A 19,676-nucleotide genomic window follows, 5' to 3' on the forward strand; every position below is an offset into this window, starting at 1 on the left:
GTTTGTCTGAATTCGGTAACCCGAGAGGGGCCCCTAGTCCAAACAGTGCTCTACCTCCAAGACTCTTCCCTTGAGGCTAGCCCTAAAGCTATTTCGGAGAGAACCAGCTATCTCCAGGTTCGATTGGAATTTCACCGCTACCCACACCTCATCCCCGCACTTTTCAACGTGCGTGGGTTCGGGCCTCCAGTAAGTGTTACCTTACCTTCACCCTGGACATGGGTAGATCACCTGGTTTCGGGTCTGCGACCTCATACTCATGCGCCCTATTCAGACTCGCTTTCGCTGCGGCTCCGCCTTTACGGCTTAACCTCGCATGAAATCGCAACTCGCCGGTTCATTCTACAAAAGGCACGCCATCACCCATTAACGGGCTCTGACTACTTGTAGGCACACGGTTTCAGGTTCTCTTTCACTCCCCTTCCGGGGTGCTTTTCACCTTTCCCTCACGGTACTGGTTCACTATCGGTCACTAGGGAGTATTTAGCCTTGGGAGATGGTCCTCCCGGATTCCGACGGAATTTCACGTGTTCCGCCGTACTCAGGATCCACTCTGGAGAGAACGACGTTTCGGCTACAGGATTGTTACCTTCTCTGATGGGCCTTTCCAGACCTCTTCGCCTACACCGTTCTTTTGTAACTCCGTATAGAGTGTCCTACAACCCCAGAAGGCAAGCCTTCTGGTTTGGGCTGTTCCCGTTTCGCTCGCCGCTACTCAGGGAATCGCGTTTGCTTTCTCTTCCTCCAGGTACTTAGATGTTTCAGTTCCCCGGGTGTGCCTTCTCCTACCCTATGGATTCAGGTAGGGATACTGTTCCATTACGAACAGTGGGTTTCCCCATTCGGAAATCTCCGGATTAACGCTTACTTACAGCTCCCCGGAGCATATCGGAGTTAGTCCCGTCCTTCTTCGGCTCCTAGTGCCAAGGCATCCACCGTGCGCCCTTTCTAACTTAACCTAAAATGGCGATTACTCGGTTATTGCTTGGTTACTTTTATACGATATTATCCAGTTTTCAAAGAACAAGTGGTCTTACCTATAGAGAAGGAATTCATCCTTCAAAACTGAACAAAAAACAATGCCGTTAATTCGTTTGTGAGAACAGCGTTCTCTGTTGCTACTACGTGCGGCTAAAAGCCTGACACGGTTCACAAGTTCCTTAGAAAGGAGGTGATCCAGCCGCACCTTCCGATACGGCTACCTTGTTACGACTTCACCCCAATCATCTGCCCCACCTTAGGCGGCTGGCTCCCGTAAGGGTTACCCCACCGACTTCGGGTGTTGCAAACTCTCGTGGTGTGACGGGCGGTGTGTACAAGGCCCGGGAACGTATTCACCGCGGCATGCTGATCCGCGATTACTAGCGATTCCGGCTTCATGCAGGCGAGTTGCAGCCTGCAATCCGAACTGAGAATGGTTTTATGGGATTGGCTAAACCTTGCGGTCTTGCAGCCCTTTGTACCATCCATTGTAGCACGTGTGTAGCCCAGGTCATAAGGGGCATGATGATTTGACGTCATCCCCACCTTCCTCCGGTTTGTCACCGGCAGTCACCTTAGAGTGCCCAACTGAATGCTGGCAACTAAGATCAAGGGTTGCGCTCGTTGCGGGACTTAACCCAACATCTCACGACACGAGCTGACGACAACCATGCACCACCTGTCACCGCTGTCCCCGAAGGGAAAGGTCTGTCTCCAGACCGGTCAGCGGGATGTCAAGACCTGGTAAGGTTCTTCGCGTTGCTTCGAATTAAACCACATGCTCCACCGCTTGTGCGGGCCCCCGTCAATTCCTTTGAGTTTCAGCCTTGCGGCCGTACTCCCCAGGCGGAGTGCTTAATGCGTTAGCTGCAGCACTGAAGGGCGGAAACCCTCCAACACTTAGCACTCATCGTTTACGGCGTGGACTACCAGGGTATCTAATCCTGTTCGCTCCCCACGCTTTCGCGCCTCAGCGTCAGTTACAGACCAGAGAGCCGCCTTCGCCACTGGTGTTCCTCCACATCTCTACGCATTTCACCGCTACACGTGGAATTCCGCTCTCCTCTTCTGCACTCAAGCCTCCCAGTTTCCAATGACCCTCCACGGTTGAGCCGTGGGCTTTCACATCAGACTTAAGAAGCCGCCTGCGCGCGCTTTACGCCCAATAATTCCGGACAACGCTTGCCACCTACGTATTACCGCGGCTGCTGGCACGTAGTTAGCCGTGGCTTTCTGGTCAGGTACCGTCAAGGTACCAACAGTTACTTTGGTACTTGTTCTTCCCTGACAACAGAGCTTTACGATCCGAAAACCTTCTTCACTCACGCGGCGTTGCTCCGTCAGACTTTCGTCCATTGCGGAAGATTCCCTACTGCTGCCTCCCGTAGGAGTCTGGGCCGTGTCTCAGTCCCAGTGTGGCCGATCACCCTCTCAGGTCGGCTACGCATCGTCGCCTTGGTGAGCCGTTACCTCACCAACTAGCTAATGCGCCGCGGGTCCATCTGTAAGTGACAGCTAAAAGCCGCCTTTCCATTCCTCTTCATGCGAAGAAAAAGAATATCCGGTATTAGCCCCGGTTTCCCGGAGTTATCCCAGTCTTACAGGCAGGTTACCCACGTGTTACTCACCCGTCCGCCGCTAACTTGAACAGAGCAAACTCCGTCAAGTCCGCTCGACTTGCATGTATTAGGCACGCCGCCAGCGTTCGTCCTGAGCCAGGATCAAACTCTCCAAAAAGATTGTTTGACTTGCTCATAATTTAAAAATAAGAATTAACTTACTGGCATGTATTTTGTTCAGTTTTCAAAGATCAATTCGTTGTCGTTATCAGCGACAGCTATACTATAATAACATTTTACAATAATAGTGTCAACGACTTTTTTTAAAATATTTTTTCTCTATCTCACTGTTTTTAGCAGCAAAGAGAACTATATCATTCTTTTAAATACGGGGTCAATAACTTTTTTAAATATAATAGTAAGTTTTTCTGCTAGGTAGCAATCATCCGAATAAAGAAGAAGCAAAAATTGAGCCTTGCCAAACTATATAAAAAGAACTCTCTGATTCACTCAAAGAGCCCACCTTCTTATTTAACTGACTTTAACTGGTCCTCATTACGGAACAAGTAAACAAGATAAGCATTCAAATCAAACTGGTTTTTATTGATAAAGTTAGTCAACATCAATTTATTTTCTACAATCACCATTTCTCTCTCCTTTACTAAATATTCTTGTCTCTATCATTGCCAATCTTTTATTCTTCTATACATGCAGATGTCTAAAAACTATTGATTAATAAAAAGAGCAACCTCTCCATGTGCTCATCCACATGGTTATCTCTTTTCAAAAAGGCCGTTCTTTTATTAAACAGAGCTTTGAAATAAATTTTGATCAACACTACTTCATATTTTATGGTAAACAAGAAGAATCCATTTTGAAAAATTTAATCAAAATGGATTCTTCTCTAGCCGTTTTCAGTTTTGTTTTTTAATCGCTTGGTCCGTTCCTATTTGTGCGCATTATCGTTTTAATTGTGGGTAATTGAATTTTAGTTAAATCTCTATCTTTGTTCCGATCGATATGAAACTAACTTACAATGTAATAAACAACGAATAGTTTCTAGCTTTGGGCCAAGGTGCCATTGAAAATTTGTCCGCCTCCATTTACTTTAATGATTTTAAGGCGACTGGTATTTTTGATAAATATAGTTTTATATTGTTCTTCCCCATTTTCATCTTTAATAAGAAGAATACGTTTCCCTTCGTTATCTGTTACCGTTTGAAATCTATTATCTTTGTCCCCAATCTGCTCAATAATCTTATTATATTCAGGTAATGAAGACCATTCCTCATGATTTACACTTTCTGCAGATTGGTTTTGGGCTTGCTCTGTTGGCTGTTCATTTTCTTGCCGCTCTTCTTGTATGTTCTCTGTTTGTAAAACTTCCTCATTTTTTGGGGTACTCTCATTATTGTCTTTATGTGCCTCATTACTATTACAAGCTGTTAGCATGGATGCAGCAGCAATGAATGCAATAAACGTTTTGAACATTATTCTTTTCCTCTCCTATTGATGTATTCTTTTTTCATTCTAACAATAAATCTTCTATAGTTGACTTATTTTGCTGATTCATTCATCACTCAATGGATTGATATAAAAAGACGAATTAGTTGCATGAAAGCATAGAAAAGAATAAAGCCATTCTCCACATGCTTACTGGAAAGTGAACGAAAAAACATGCACTCTTTTCTATATACGATCGTTCAACGATTTGAACACTCATGCAGTAGCTAAAATTTTGTATGGTTACTTTTAAGCTTTAGCAAACCGATTGAAAGAATGATTGCCGCAAAAAAAGAACCTCCCTCAACAAAAAACGACGCGGGAGGTTCTGAACCATTACTCAGATCATTTTATTTTAGATTGGTTCACTCTCTAATTCCTCTTTTGTTAAAACTCACCTCTCATTTATTCTTCATCCAAGTTTACATAAATTGTATCTTCTTTGACATTAGGTATGTATTTAACACCTTGGTCATCATTCGCCTTAACCTTTTCATAAACGAAAGTTGATGATATAAATATTAGTCCTACAATAGCACAAACTGAAAGTAGAACTGTTCTCTTTTTTTTCATTTAATCGCCTCCGTAACTATATAATTTTTTTGCTTTTGTATTTGTGAGTAATACATATTGGGTAGTAGTTTTTCCGCTCATCTTTGTTACTTTTATAGAGGTTGCACTCTTTTTATACCTATATTTACTAGTTGTCTTAGTAATATTTTTCATTTCACTTCTAGCACTTGAGGCTTTATTTAAATACTGTTGTAAATTATTTACTTTAACATACTTATCATTATAGTGTTTTGCAAAGTGATAATCTATCGATTTATGAATATCAGAAAAAGTTCCTTTATCCCATTCTTTAGTCAACTGATCCGTTGAAAAATCTAAAGACGCGTTAACACTTTTAGTAACAACTTTTTTGCCATCTTTAATGACTGCGCTACCTGTATAAGACATCTTGGTTCTAACCATCGGTACCGGTTTAGATTTGTCTTGGGAAATAGCAGGTTTTAAGTTAGTAAAAACAAAGGTGCTTTTGTTTTTTCCTTTTTGCTCTTTTCCTTTTGAGGTCAAAATCTTCGGTGAATTAACTGTAACTACTACACTGTCTACCGTATCCACCCCATAATTTCTCACTTTAACTGTTACACCTGTAACACTAGGAGTCACATTAATCGTAACAGCGTTCGGCAAAGAAGCTAACCTTTTAAATTCCTTATTGCCAGATTCTGATAATTCACTTTGACTAACGTTAATAACATCAGATTTTACAAGTACATTTCCTTCATTAAAAGAAGCATAGACTTCACTTTGGTTCCCTGATAAAAATAATAAAAAAACACTAACCATTAATAAGTACAAACTCTTTTTCATCAAATACACTCCTCCCAACTGTTTAGTTACAAATATAAATAAACAGTCAGGAAAAATCATCATTTTAAGGAAAATTATGACTATTTACATCAACCATTTTAAGGAAACTGTGTCTATATTCCTGCATGATACAAGATATACTTAGCATCTTTTATAAAGCCAACCATTTCCAAACAACCTTCTATAACGTTTAACAAATCTTTTTTATCAAAAAATTTCTCTTTAACCTCCTCAAGTTCTTCGAGGGTGAGCTTTTCCCTTTCTGTTTCATCCATTGTTTCTAATTCATAATAATAAACATCGGTGGGAAAAGAGAGGATCACGTCTTTCCATTGTAAAAACATGTTTTCTAGTTCACTAACAGAGTGTTTATTAAAAACCGTTACTCCATAATAATTAAAGCCTTTGTATTCAGGGAAAACTAAGCCATATGGTTTCTCTTGATAATCAGGATTAATAGAAGGAACCGTGTAAAACAAATTGTTTTCTTCTCCTATTGTTGTATCAATGTAATTTAAAAAGTCATCATGTATACTCAGTTCTTTTAATACTTTATCACTATGCTCTTCTATCAATTCAAATTCATGATTAAGTCCCATACTATACTCCTCTTTTCAAATAATAAAGATGGCTCATTAAGGATAAACTGAAAGTTCCAAGGAGAGCTATTTTAGATATACATCACTTTACCGGAAGCCATAAAAAGACTCTTCGACTGAAATATCATTTTTGTAGCTTAACTCCCTTTTTAGTTGAATAACACCTGGCTGTTTTTCTCTATCATCCAATCGTTATCCTATTAGCAATTCTCTCATCAACTTGCTGTTATTTTCCTTTTTTATTTCGATAAAAATCTTAATCATTGTTATAGGATGAATAGTCGGCTATTTATTGTTGCGGCTTCATAAACCTTAAAAGGTCTCCAAAAATGATCTTGTCAGACAGTGTTAACTCTTGTCTCACCACATCTAGATATGGTTCACAATGATGAGTCCCTGCCGCTTGCCCACTTTCTTTTCTATAACAAATACTATCCTTGTATATGTAATTCTTTGAAATAAAACTGCCATCTCGAAAAACAACTGGATAATCTGGATCTCTTGTGAAAAGATCATGACCGAATGAATAATTGTTTTCTTTTTTAATGCCTAAAAGATGGAGAAGTGTTGGACGTATATCAATTTCTCCTCCCTGTGTGTCAATGATTTTTCCTTCGTGGCCGGGAATATGGATAATCAGCGGCACCTGGCGATGCTTCATTCGATTAGCCACGTTAATTTCTTCTCCTAATAACTCACTCAGACCTTCCTCGTATTTTTCAGAAATGCCGTAATGATCCCCGACTAGAACAAACATAGTGTCTTCGTACATCCCTTTTTCTTTCAATTGTTTAAAAAACATTTCAATGGATTTATCTAAATACCGAACCGTTGTCACATAGCGATTAACAACTCCTTCTTTTGTAGCTGCTGGCTCAATGAACATATCTTCCTCTTCTAGCAAAAAAGGAAAATGGTTTGTTAAGGTGAGAAATTTCGCATAGTAGGGTTCAGGTATAGTCTCTAAATATTGAATAGACTGATTGAAGTATGGAATATCTTTAATTCCATAGTTGATTGAATTTTCTTCTGTTACTATGTAATCCTTCTTAGAAAAAAATTTGTCGTAACCTAAAGTCTTGTACATCGTGTCCCGGTTCCAAAAGGTACTTACATTCCCATGAAATGCAGCAGCATAATAATCCTGTTTTTCTTTTAATAAATGTGGAAGGCTATAGTACACATTTTCCGGTCTTCTTACAAAAACAGAACCGCTTGCTAACGGATAAAGCCCCGTATCAATCATAAATTCTGCGTCAGATGTTTTTCCCTGAGCTGTTTGATCATATACTTGGCTAAAATAGAAACTGTCTTTAATTAAATCATTAAGAAAAGGGGTTATTTCTTCTCCATTTACTTTTTGATGAATGACAAAGTCTTGGGTTGATTCCATGCTTATGACTACCACATTTTTTCCTTCTGCTATCCCAAATAAATCCGTTGATTGAAGATTTTTATGCTGAAAATATTCTTGCGGGGCAACAGCATCTGCTTCTGTGACCACAAACCGCTCTAAGGATACTTTCATCCCTAAAGCAATGTCATATACATGATAATTCAGCAAACCTAATGACTTAACCATTTGTTCCCGATCATAAGATTCAGAAAAAAGGTGAACAGATTTACCAATTCCTAAACCAATTGTTATTATAGTAAACGTTAAACTTGCTGCTGCGTATAACTTTTTAGTCTGTTTTCCTACTTTAAAACAAGTAGCTCTCGTTTTAAAAAGAAACCACCCTACCAAAAACAGATCGATAAATAAACAAAGATCCCATGGATTCATTAGCTCAACCGTGCTGGCACTCAAGCCGCCCACATTATCAAATTGAAAAAGAATCGGCGCGCTAACAAAGTCAATATAAAAACGATAATATAAGAGATCCCCATAAAGGATAAAAGTTCCGATAAATAATAATCCGAACAACAGCAGTCTGTTTACCTTTTCACTAAAATAAAAACTAAAGCCCATTACAAATAACAGCGAACCAAGGGAACTTATCAATATCACTCCGATGTCAAACCATGATTGGAGGCTAAGGTTAAAGCCTAAAAGGCAAACGATCACTGTTTTCAACCAAAGAATGCTCGCTATCATTAAAACTAGTTTTATGCCCTCTATGTGTTTCCATCGCTTATTTTGAAACATGGTTTGAAACCTGCTTAATTTTTTATTCATTATGTCTTGAAGGATGGCCAATGAAGTTTCAAACTCTTTTAATGTAAGGTTCCCCATTAAGGCAAACTGGATCCAGTTCCGTTGCAGTAAATAGTCACTTTCATAACTGATAATGATCCCGTTTTCCTTTAACTGATCCCCCACATTTTTTGAAGAAATACTGTATGGAAGCGGAATAGTCATAATGCCCGGTAAGTAATCCTCATTTCCTAACACAGTAAACCCAGCATTCGTCAGCATTTTCCTGACCTCATTTGCTAATATATGCCTGCTTTCTACATTTACCTTTTTTACCGCTTCATGTAATGCAGAAATCAAGTTTGATGAATGAGTATAAGGGATGCTGTCAGTCATGGCATATATCCCTAAATCTAAATACCTCGGTATCTCTTTATTCGGTGCAATGGTCTCTTGATGAAACACAATAGCTAGCCCTGGATAAGAACCTAATCCTTTTCCACTAACAGTGCTTGCTAAATAAACATCCTGAAAATCAACAGGAACGACTCCAACTGAACTGCAGGCATCTACACATAATTTTATGTGATGCTTTTTGACCACTTCTAGAAGCTTGTTCAAATCGTACAGGTATCCTGTAGATGTTTCACAATGCACTGTCCAAAGCCAATTTACATCCTGATGGGTTTCAAGAAAGCTCTTAATCTCTTCTGCCGAGATGCCCTCATTCCACCGTTTTTCCAATGTATAATGCTCCAAGCCGAACCGCTCTGCATGATCGATTAACCGATAGCCAAATTCTCCATTTGCAAGGATTAATCCTTTTCCAGGAAGTTTCTTTATTTGAGCAGCTACTAAGTCATTCGCAAGTGTTCCGGTTCCGACTGCGATTTGTGCCTTTTTTGCATTGACCAATTCACATAGTTTTGTTCGAACTGTTTTCATTTCATTAATAACCTCGCTAGAGCGATGGGAAATAGCTGTTTTTCTAAAAACTTGCTCTACTTCTTTATGTACTGCCACCGGACCCGGCAAAAAGTTCATTTTTTTTGGTTCTCTCTTTTTCTGTTTCATCATTTTAGAAAACGCTTTTGATGTAGTTTCAAATTTCTTCTTAGTTAAATACATCGGTTGAAACATTGCTTTTTCTCTTCCAACCATGGGGCCGAATGGTTCAAAGCCAATTCTTTTATATAGCCTGATTTGACGATCAGTACCGGAAATAAGAGCCATGTTATATTGTTTTTCCAAGCAATAGCTAACGAGTAAGTTTACCAGCTGGTAAAATACCCAGCTTTTTCGATAGTCTCTTTTCACCGAGAGCAACCGCACTTCACAAGGATTAGCATTCTTTGGTAAATAATGATCTAAATCGTCTATTTTATAATCAAGAGAAAACGGGCGGTTGGCACGCACTGCGATCATTCCGACGATAACTCCCTCGTCCTTAGCAATAATATAGGTATTTTCCTTATCAAATTTATCTATTAAACGTCGTCCTTGATTTTGTTGATGCTGCGGAATTTCCTCTACAAACGTTTCGTAATTTAGTTTATAGATTTGTTCCATTTCTTCCGGTTCGGATGCTATTTTATAGGTTAACGTATGTTGTTCCATTTTGTTGCCTCCTCAAAATAGATTGAAATGAAAGAAGTATAAAATAATTTATTGAATCATGCGTCTTTTATGTGTGAAATAACTACAATGACCAATAAACTAAATAGCCCAATAGCAAAATAGTATTCTCCCAGTATCCAAGCTGTCACAGGAATGGTGGCCATCGAAAAAAGACCAGCTATCGTAAAGTTTCGTACAATCCAATAGCTGATTCCAACGCATGTTCCTAAAACTCCAATGGCCGGTGGAACTAGAAACAAAGTGGAGGTTAAAAAAACGACGACTCCTTTTCCCCCTTTGAAACCAAGGTGTACCGGCCAAATATGGCCAATTAACAAGAAAAAAGCGCTAACTAACAGCATGATTTTATTTTGCGGAAAGAAAAGTGTTACGAAAGACAGAACCATCATAACTTTTGCCATATCAATCAAAAGTGTAAACACAAACGCTTTCTTTCCTAACTCTCTTCCGGCATTTCTGGCTCCAGCATTCCCGCTCCCAAGTTGGCGAATATCTTTTCCCACTGACCACTTGGCGATATAATACGCCCCTGTTATACTTCCAGCACAATAGGCAAGCATAACCATCAATACAATTTTTAAAATGGCGCATTCCCCCAAAAGAATCCTCATGTACATACAATAATTTTTTAACTGCCTACTGACTTCAAATAAGGATCATCCTTGTGTTAACGATTGTTTTTTGGCATTCTGCAGTTATTTTACCATAAATAACCATAGGCATCTTGAACTATTCTTTCACCTTGTTCATTAAACAATGCGTCTTAGGAGAGAAATACATATTAGTCTCCTTTTTGCTAGAATTCAGATTTTGACTTGCTTCTTTATACTAAAGAAATATAAAGCCTAATAGATGAATCTTAAATAAATGTAGTAATGAAAGTATATTCAATTTTATAAGTATAAAAATCAAATAATAGTAAACAATCAATTCTATAAAAAATAAATCAAAATAAATAATCAAAGTTAATAAGCTCTTTTTTAAAACAGTTTCTAAACCCTTACAACAGCTGGACTTATACCAAAAAGAAAGACACCAATATTTGATATATTCATAGATTCACAAGCAATCTATTGAATAATTAATAGACAAGAAGCAATTTACTGATACAAAAACCACTTAAGAAGCCATCATTTGTTTTTATGAAAAATAAGAAGCAATCTATTGATAGTAAATGAAATAAAAAAGAGAACGGCTTCTTGGTAAGAGGCCATTCTCTTAAAAAAGGAGCATAGATAAAAGAAAATCCAAGAACAGATACAAGTTCTTGGATTTTTTATACACGAGAAATAGCCTTGTTTGACTAAAAATTTAAAAACAAGGCATTAGATGAAATGCAGGGCTGGTACTTGTCCTGTTTGGATATATTCGTTGTACTTGGCCTGATGCATTTTATCGTATGGAATTTTTTTAAGTTCTTTAGGAAGCTCTCGTCGATAAATGGTCCGAAAATAGGCGCCGATGGACGTATGGAACGAGAACTTTCCTTTACGGTTGATTTGTGTTCGAATATGCTGTTCAAATTGATCCAGGCAGCGGAAAAACAGAGATTCTGCCCAAGCATCACGGTATGTATAACGCTCTTCACTTTCGTCTTCATCGATCAAGTATTTGACAATGTCAAGTACCTCTTGTTTAAAGGACAGCATGATATCAAAAAGATCTCGGGGCTTGTAGCGCAGTTTTAGCCCATTGAGTATATAAAGCGTGTGCTCCTGAAATTTAGCCAAAAGCGGCTCGACATGAAATTCATCTGTATTCTCTTTTACACATTCCGGTTTTAAGCGGAAAATCGCTTTTCGGATCCACAACTGGCAGCCGCGGACTTGAACGCCTGTATATTCGATGTCAAAAAGAGGTTGTAAAATGGCCAATACCTCTCTTACCCCTTTTGCTCTTTTCTTCAATTTTTCTTTTAATGTATGCATGGTCCGTGCTTGTTCAAGAGCTGCCACTTCGTTTTTACGATCAAGTTTGGCGATTCCATGTCGAAATTGATTGAATAGAGAAAACATGAGTTCAAACGCTTCCGGATTAGAGGTGCGCACAAACTCGGCTACAATCGTCGTATCCAAGAGGGTATGAGGGACGATAAAATAATTCAATTCATGGCCGTTCTTTAATTCAGGAGTAGTATATTCCTGATAATTGGCTAACACCCATGCAGGCAGTCCGTTTGGCAGAATTTCTTCATAAAGAAAGCCATGTTCTTCTAAGAATTTACGTCCCGCATGCATCGTCGAATAAGCCACATGCAATTTTTTGCTCCAAAAAGCGAGATTAAACTCTTGGACTTTGCCCTGGCTATTTTTTTCCAAATGAATTTGTTTTAATACAGAAAGCAGAACGGCATAGGCACTCGCTGGTACTTGCCGTTTTTGTTCTTTTTGGAAGACACGAAGATCTTCGAGCAACTGATGTGGGAAACGGAAGCCATCCATTTTCACTATTTGCCGTTTGCTTTGCTTACGGAATTTTGCCATTTTCATACCCTCCCTTCTAGCGGTTTATGTATAAGTATGTCTATTATACACGACGCCTTTTTTCGAATAGGCTCTCTCTAAGAGAAAAGTGGCAAATTTTAAAGAGCCCCTCAGCCCAGTCAGGTCAAGGGCTCAGAGATTTTTTAAAATTTTTTCAGGTGCACGGGTAGGACGGAGCAAAATGGAAAGTGGCAAGGTTCAAGTGGAAAGACTTTTTGACTGCATGCTTCACAAACGTTGATTTAGCGGGCTTTATAAAAAATCCCTATTTAAAAAAGGTGCACGGGTAGGACGGAGAATTTTTAAAGTGGCAAGAAAAAGGTGCACGGGTAGGACGGAGCAAAATGGAAAATGGCAAGAAAGGTGCACGGGTAGGACGGAAAGTGGCAAAAAAACGGTGGTTTTCGACTAAATCCGCCTCTTTTTATCCAAATATAGGAATAAATAAAAGAAAAAGGTGCACGGGTAGGACGAAGGAATAATGAAAATGGCAAGAAAGATGCACGGATAGGACAGAAATGTGGAAAGAAAAAGGTGCACAGGTAGGACGGGGAATAGAACAAAAGTGGAAAGGATCAGTAAACACAAGGAGAACTAGCAACTGTAGGAGCACCGTCTCTTCAAAGAAAAGAGATGATCAAAATGGCAAGTTGCCATTTTTACGATAGAACTGGCATAATGAAGGTATCCATATAGACAGAACGACTTGGGGAGAGATAGCATGGCGGAATACATTAACCCTAATAAACTCGCACTAAGTGAAGACTTTTTTAAACTTGCCGTTTTAGAAGAAGTCCAAAGGTATTTTTCCAACAACTATATTATTGAAGAATGGCAACAGTATGTCACAAGTGAAATTAATCAAACGTTTGATAATCAAAAAGCGTATAGAAGTTTTGATTGGTTATGTGAGATTGTGCGCTCCCTGCTAGTGAGCAAAAAAGTCACTCAGGAAAATATACGGGAAGTCTTCAGAAAACATCACACATATGTGTTGGAACAAGTCAGCAGCTATATTAACCAGGACTTTCCGTTGGATGTACATCTTAGTGTTAACGAAGCGGCTGTCCAATTTGCCAAAGAAGAGCGGCATTTGGTCTCCAGCATGGATTATCAGTTTCATCTAGTAAGAAATATCGTGACACAGCCTAAGGCCTTTGTGGCGGCTAGTGAAGCAGACGATCTCTTTCAAGCAGAAATTAAAGATTCTAAAGGCAACATTCATGGAATGGCACGCGTCAATGTGGCAGGAGGAATGGACATGCCTTTTACGGATGAAGAACAGGAGTATTGGGATAAACTCCGGACGGCATTTAGTGCCATGGATGAAATGACAGCCGATATTTTTGATATTATTTGTTTTCTGTTTCTTTTTGCGCCAAAAGATGAAGATGGTTACCTGTATTTTCACTCCAATGATGCGCTGAAATTAAGAAGCAACCTTGTGGACCCGAATAGCAGCCTGGAAGTCCGGGAAAGAGACCGTTTTAACATTATGTCAAGAGTCAAGGCTCTTTCTAATATTTGGATTTCATTGAAAGAGGGAGAGGTCATTGAAGTCGATGAAAATGATTTAAAAGAAAGCAAAAAGTATAAATACAGGGATTTTCAGAAAATGTTTGAGGTAGGAAAAGTACGGGCAGCTTATGACGAGAACGATAAATTTTTAGGTATCTATGCCTGTCAAATCAAACCAACATCGTTATTAACGTCTTTTCTGAATGAAAATAAACGCTTAGGCATTATTGACTTAAGCGCATTGGAGTTTCATCCCGTGCGGCAGCGTCCGGAGAAGCGACTGGCACGTTACCTTGCGACACAATGGTTTATTCGTCTGTCTAAAAATAATTTACATCAGCCTTTTATGGTCAAAACGCTCATCCGGGAAATTGATTTCCCTGCACGGATGAGAGGACTAGACATGTACGACCGCTTTGTCAAAGCGTTAGATGAACTAACAAACAAAGGCATTGTAAGAGACTGGCATTTTACGGACCCTGTCGACTTCAGTTTGTTTGGCCGAACCGGCTGGTTGTCTTATTTTTACGGGCTGAAGGTAGCCATTACCCCTTCTGCTGAAATGATGGAAAAAAATAAAAGAAAGCTGTCGATCTTACAGGATCAGCACCAGGTAGATTCATCAACTGTTAATCAAATGATTGAATCACTTAGTCAACCAGTTGTCATCCAACAAGTTGGATATCGGAGCATAGAGCAGCAAGCTTCCCCTTTAAGAAGAGAGCCGGAGGCAGAAGCATCTCAGCTTTCCCTTCCCCTATCGGAACCTAAAAAGAATGATGAACCTCTTCCGCCACTTACAGAGGAATCCTTAACGGCTGAAATGGTCATCCAAGAAAGAGAGCGGCGAGGACTTTCACTTGCGAAAGCAGCAAAAGAGATAGGGATTGGTTACAATACATTGAAACGATTTGAGAATAAGGAAACCAAAAGAAGAAATAAGAAGAACGATATGAAGATTGTTCAATGGTTGAAAAAGTCCCTAATACTAGAAGATTAAATAAACGATATGCAAAAATAAGTTTTGTAAAGAGAATGATGCTTTTTGAACGATAACTTTATAAAGCCCCATCGGCCTTTTCTAGCTATGGCCGATGGGGCTTTTCTTTATAGCAGCATTGGAATGTAATCGTCACTATATCTATTAGGATAATTATCATTTTCCAAAGCATGAATAACACTATTCATCTAACAAATGTTTTCTTTCCCCTCCGTTTTCAGGAATATCTATTTCATAGCCTTTTTTCTTTTGGAAATAGGCTAATGCTTGACCTGATTGCTCACCAATCGCATCAAAGGCTTCTTTATTCTCTAAAATCTCTTGCTCAATGACACTAAGCTCTTCCTTCACTGTAGAGATCTTTTTGGAAAGTGTGCTGTCCTTTGAAAAGTTTGCTGCCTTTTCCATTTCTTCTTTCAGCTTTTCCTCAATTGCCTGAATGTCAGCTTCTAGATCTTTAACAATCGGGGATGCACCGATTTCTTCTTCAGTAGGTGCCTCTACTTCACTTTTCTCCACAATAATGGGTGAAAAGATCCTTCCAATAATATTGCTTTCTTTTTTTCTTTTGTTTTCAAGGGCTCGGACCTTCTCTAACCACAATCGTTCTTTTTCGGAATTTCTTTTTCGTCTTAAATCCCCTTCTAGCAAGAGTTTTCTGTCTATAAGCCGTCTGATGGTTTCCTCTATTTGCGACAGTTCCTTGTTATGTTCAATGTATAATTGATTTAATTCCTGCTCTTTTTTACTTTTCTCCATAAATTGGCTAAACATCTTTTCTGTAAATTCAAGAGTGGCCTTCTCCCTTAGGTGCATGCCAAAGAGTAAAGTATCAAGAGTATCTTCATTCATCCCTTTTACATTTTTACGTTTAGGAATAAATTGAGCCTCTTCCCCAATTTTCACTTTGATATCCTTTAGTTGCTTGTTCAGGTCTTTGATATACATAAAAATTAAATAAATACGATAGACGCCATCATATCTCATTCTATAAGAGGAAGAAGTCTTTACAACACCTATGTATTCTGGGAGGTTCTGCAAATAGTAGCGTATATTTGCATCTGAGCGATTAACGAATCGAGCAGCATCTTGCGCAGAGTATTCCACCCCTTCTACTAGCTGGCCAAGAAAATCAGGAAATAGTTTCTCTTTTGTTTTAGAGGCCAATGAACATTCCAGAAATAATGGATCATCAGCAAATTTTTCTTTAATCAATTCCACCATGATGGTTTTTTGTTTCTCTTTGGTTTGTTCCAAAGTAAACACTCCCCTCTTTTCTCTAGAAACGAAAAGAAATAAGCAATTTCGCTTCTCTTTGTTTCGTTTCGGAAACACTTCGTTGTTTTGCGTTCTCTTATTAATACTTTTTATTATAGTGGATTTTATGAATAGACTCAATTATATAGGAATTGATAAGCATTATCTGAAACAGTCAAAGTAAAAACAGAGAAATGTAATGTGCTTTTAAAACCAGTCGAAACGAAAAAATAGATTTTGTTTCTTTTCGTTTCGACTTTTCTCTGTTAATAGCATTTTTCATCCTTATATAAATATAAGAGAAAGGCTTCTTACTATGTGCTTTTTCTTTCAATGCATTTTAAGAGGAAAATGAAGAATACTCATTAGAAGAACGACAATAGAAAAATCAACTTCTTTATAAAAATTATTGATTATAATCAGAAGTCAATAAAAACACGAGGAAGTTTGCGAAATAACCGGTTTTCTTTTTATTTCGTTTCTAGACATTTCTAGAAAGGGAGAAGTATTTCTTTTTACTTCGAAACGTTTCTATTTAATAGAAATTCGAGGAGGATTTGCGAAAAATAATGTTTTCGTTTCATTTCTATATAGATGCGTTACTGGTTGGTAAGAAGATATTGATTCGAAAATGGTATAACCTGTAAAAAACAACCCCTCTAACATCTGGAGGGGTTGGGAGGGCTTAATCATCGTCATCATCGTCGAAATTCAAAAATGTTTTCTGAGCGAAAGATTGAAGTGCTTTATTTTGAATATAGGATTTCTCTTCCAGTTTTGGTTCGATTGTCTGCTCCGTTTCAGGTAACGTCACCATTTTGTCTGGTTCCTTTAAAAGGTGGGTAATCAACTGGCCGATCAGAGCTTGGTTTTTTTCATTTTGCAAAAACTCTCTTTCATCCTGACTGATTCCAGAAGGAATAGGGATCACCAGCATGTCATCGGGTTTTTCCTTTTTTATTTCCTCATCGAGCATTTGAACGAGCTTAGAAGAGAGCACACTACTAAATTTCCTGCCATGATGCGATTTCAAATCTTCCAGGTGTGAAAGAACTCTCTTGGGAGTGGTTCGAGGAAGACGAAAGGAGATAACTTTTCCAGGGATGAACTCACTCATAAGGATGCACCTTACCTAGATAGGCTCATATCTGTAATTTCAATCCCTTTAGCTTGGCAGTACATTAGCAAAATTTTAAAATAGGCACGTGAAATCATCCAAATGCTGTCCTCTGTCTTTGTAAAACGTAATGGATACTGCTTATCCTCATCATTTAGCTTGGATAGATAGGGTCTCAAGATGACAGATCCTCCACCGATTTGGTAAGCTAGACGAATATCAGGCACCGATCGCCATAGGTTCTTGATTAATTTATACTCTTCTTTCGCTAAAATCATTAGCTCGCTGTCAATTAGCGCTTTAATGGAGATCCGATTTCCATCTTTCCAAATGTAGTATTGTTCCTCTGGATCCTCATTCGTAATAATCTCAACTAAGGCTCGACGACTTTTAATGGTGTATTTGTATTCCTTGTAAACTTTCCGGATAATATTATCTAAGTAAGTGGATACTCCTTGTTTAATGCCATCGGAGTACTCATTGTCCACCTCTGCCTCTTTTGTAATAATGGCTGAGTCGGTAGAGAGTCCTCCTATATCATTTATTAAAATTGTTTTCCCAATTAACTCTTCATTTTTAGTAGAGCCATCATTATTAGTAGTTAAGTCGATATAAGCAGCAAAGCCCTCTGTGTTGACGAGTACTTGTTCAAATTTAATTCTGACTGTTTTCCCCTCTAGCTCTGGTGTTTTCAGGAAAGTCACCTGATGCTGTCCACTCTTAAGTTTTTTCCGGAATACTTTATTCAATTCTCTTTTTGTTTCATCCAAGGGTAGACCTGTTGAAAGAATATATGTAGCTTCAATAATTCCATCATGCTCCTCAAAATGACGTGTGGCATCTATAGCCAAGGTGGTTAGCAGCAAAACAATAGGCTGATCGGAAGAACTTTTATCATTTTCAGGCGTTAATTCGTCGTTGTTTGGATATTTACTTGCCAGCTTCCCTACTGCGAAACGTTTCGAAGTTTCTTTTAAAGCAGAGGATTGAACTTCAACATGGAGAGCATTTAACGGCTCTTTCTCCATTTCTACAATAGTTCGGTCAGGGAGCTCCGCAATGACGTTCGGAATGTATAGTGTTTCTTCCAGTCCGTTTAAATAAGCTTTAACGGCATCATTGCCAATATCCACGCTAGCTAATCTCATGTCTTTATACCTCCTAGAATAAGTTTCTAATTTTATTGTATACATTTTTGTAAACAAAATCAATAGTTGTATACAAAAATGTATACAATACTAAAAATGCTTTTACATCCCCATAACAAATGTAAAATTACTAGATTTTCTTACATAGTGACTAGAGACAAAATACAGCTGCCTTAACTGTGATAGGAAGAGGATTTTGAGTGATGGCTCCTTGTGTATAGCTAAGATGGTATGAGGGGAATGTGTGCCTCTTAAAGCTTTTCTGACTTATTCAATCTGTTCATTTTTAAATTTTTCGGAAGCGAAAAGAAAAGAAACCAAGAAAAAGAGTTTTTTCTTATAGATAGAAAAAAATGTTTGTTTTAATTAGATCTTTGTAAGCAAACCCTTAAACGAGTTGCTCTTGCTTATACATTCTTTGGTTAATGTAAAATTCGTCACTTCATGTGCTTGTTCCTTTTTTAATCATAGAAGGGAGGGGAACATAAACAATGATGAATTATGAGACAGTGGATGGAAACTTCATGCGGCTATATCAACCGAATAGAGGTCTGGTTTAATAAGAAAGACTGCATTTCTGCTAAATCTTTAATCTAAAATAAATTAAAGAGAAAAACCTCATAACTCAGGAGTATGAGGATATTACAGAACGATTTTGGAGATGTTTGGCAAGGTTAAGCTTAAAAAAGTGTTTCCGAATTTTGGGTGTGGAGACTAAAAAAAGACTGCCTTATAGGCAGTCTTTTTTGGAGAATTATTATTCTATGATCTCATGTTTCATCGTACTAATATCTCCTTTTGCAAATCCTGCACACACTACTTCTTTATGTTTAGTAATGTAGTAGACATATTCATTTTTAGGTTCATCTTGATAAACAACATAAGCATAATGATACAGATAGTTTTTTCCGCCTAAAGGGTTATCATTAAAAAAAGTGATCTTCTTTATTTCCTTTTTTCTATAGCTTTTTTCTTTGTACAAATATTCATGAAGAGCACTTATGGCTATTTCTTTTTCTTCTTTTTGCTTACTTGTCCAATACATATAATAAGCGCCTGAAATCATTAAAGCGAATATGAATAAGCTTAATAAAAGTTTTTTTCTCATAAACACCCTCATTTTTTTACAATTTTATCACTATTATACAAAATATGTATATGGGTGAGAGGGGTATAGATTTTACACAACTTACAAGCTAGTTAGAAGGTTAAAAACCTTGATAAATCAACGATATATAAAATCCCGTTTAGAGAAAAAACAGGGGAAGAAGAAACATCCTAATTTCGTGAGGGTGCTGTTCTTTGCTGGCTGCCTTCTTATGGGGGATGTGAACTAAAGGCGCATGGAATATACAAAGA

General features: G+C 38.2%; 12 protein-coding genes and 2 rRNA genes (1 of these 14 cut by a window edge). 1 reads left to right on the plus strand and 13 read right to left on the minus strand.

What is annotated here, in order from left to right:
- The 9 genes from CJ483_RS23685 to CJ483_RS23720 all read right to left on the minus strand — a co-directional run.
- Positions 1-959 (minus strand): 23S ribosomal RNA (locus tag CJ483_RS23685); it reaches 1,972 nt to the left of the window's first position.
- A 205-nt stretch (positions 960-1,164) separates the two neighbouring features.
- Positions 1,165-2,718 (minus strand): 16S ribosomal RNA (locus tag CJ483_RS23690).
- Together the 16S and 23S rRNA genes form the textbook arrangement of a ribosomal RNA operon.
- Before the next feature lie 881 nt (positions 2,719-3,599).
- Complete coding sequence (locus CJ483_RS23695; RefSeq protein ID WP_120038617.1) at positions 3,600-4,031, minus strand: hypothetical protein; 432 nt, start codon at positions 4,029-4,031, stop codon at positions 3,600-3,602.
- Positions 4,032-4,448: 417 nt separating this feature from the next.
- Positions 4,449-4,616 carry a hypothetical protein gene (locus CJ483_RS24725; RefSeq protein ID WP_182917201.1) on the minus strand — a complete coding sequence of 56 codons (168 nt, stop codon included), beginning with the start codon at positions 4,614-4,616 and terminating at the stop codon, positions 4,449-4,451.
- Positions 4,617-5,420, minus strand: a complete 804-nt coding sequence (locus tag CJ483_RS23700; RefSeq protein ID WP_120038619.1) for a hypothetical protein — start codon at positions 5,418-5,420, stop codon at positions 4,617-4,619. It abuts the gene before it with no gap.
- Between the two features lie 113 nt (positions 5,421-5,533).
- Entirely contained in the window at positions 5,534-6,019 is a 486-nt protein-coding gene (locus CJ483_RS23705) for a hypothetical protein (protein WP_120038621.1), read from the minus strand.
- A 289-nt stretch (positions 6,020-6,308) separates the two neighbouring features.
- The gene (locus CJ483_RS23710) at positions 6,309-9,773 is read right to left on the minus strand and encodes an aminotransferase class V-fold PLP-dependent enzyme (protein WP_182917202.1); all 3,465 of its coding nucleotides are present in this window, start codon (positions 9,771-9,773) and stop codon (positions 6,309-6,311) included.
- 56 nt (positions 9,774-9,829) lie between these two features.
- Positions 9,830-10,393 carry a glycerol-3-phosphate acyltransferase gene (locus CJ483_RS23715; protein WP_182917203.1) on the minus strand — a complete coding sequence of 188 codons (564 nt, stop codon included), beginning with the start codon at positions 10,391-10,393 and terminating at the stop codon, positions 9,830-9,832.
- 726 nt (positions 10,394-11,119) lie between these two features.
- On the minus strand, positions 11,120-12,277 hold the full coding sequence (locus tag CJ483_RS23720) for a hypothetical protein (RefSeq protein ID WP_120038624.1): 1,158 nt from the start codon (positions 12,275-12,277) through the stop codon (positions 11,120-11,122).
- A 721-nt stretch (positions 12,278-12,998) separates the two neighbouring features.
- Here CJ483_RS23720 and CJ483_RS23725 point away from each other — a divergent pair.
- Positions 12,999-14,795, plus strand: coding sequence for a helix-turn-helix domain-containing protein (locus CJ483_RS23725; protein ID WP_120038626.1), 1,797 nt, complete (start codon positions 12,999-13,001; stop codon positions 14,793-14,795).
- Between the two features lie 180 nt (positions 14,796-14,975).
- On the opposite strand, the gene CJ483_RS23730 is transcribed toward CJ483_RS23725, so the two are convergent.
- From CJ483_RS23730 to CJ483_RS23745, 4 genes are all read right to left on the minus strand, one after another.
- Positions 14,976-16,052 (minus strand): hypothetical protein, encoded by a 1,077-nt coding sequence (locus CJ483_RS23730; RefSeq protein WP_120038628.1) that lies wholly within the window; start codon positions 16,050-16,052, stop codon positions 14,976-14,978.
- 685 nt (positions 16,053-16,737) lie between these two features.
- Complete coding sequence (locus CJ483_RS23735) at positions 16,738-17,169, minus strand: hypothetical protein (RefSeq protein WP_142927257.1); 432 nt, start codon at positions 17,167-17,169, stop codon at positions 16,738-16,740.
- 11 nt (positions 17,170-17,180) lie between these two features.
- Complete coding sequence (locus CJ483_RS23740; RefSeq protein WP_120038632.1) at positions 17,181-18,317, minus strand: ParM/StbA family protein; 1,137 nt, start codon at positions 18,315-18,317, stop codon at positions 17,181-17,183.
- 757 nt (positions 18,318-19,074) lie between these two features.
- The gene (locus CJ483_RS23745; protein WP_182917204.1) at positions 19,075-19,425 is read right to left on the minus strand and encodes a DUF3139 domain-containing protein; all 351 of its coding nucleotides are present in this window, start codon (positions 19,423-19,425) and stop codon (positions 19,075-19,077) included.
- Positions 19,426-19,676: the final 251 nt, after the last annotated feature.

The organism is Bacillus sp. PK3_68 (assembly GCF_003600835.1).
Taxonomy (GTDB): Bacteria; Bacillota; Bacilli; order Bacillales; family Domibacillaceae; genus Pseudobacillus.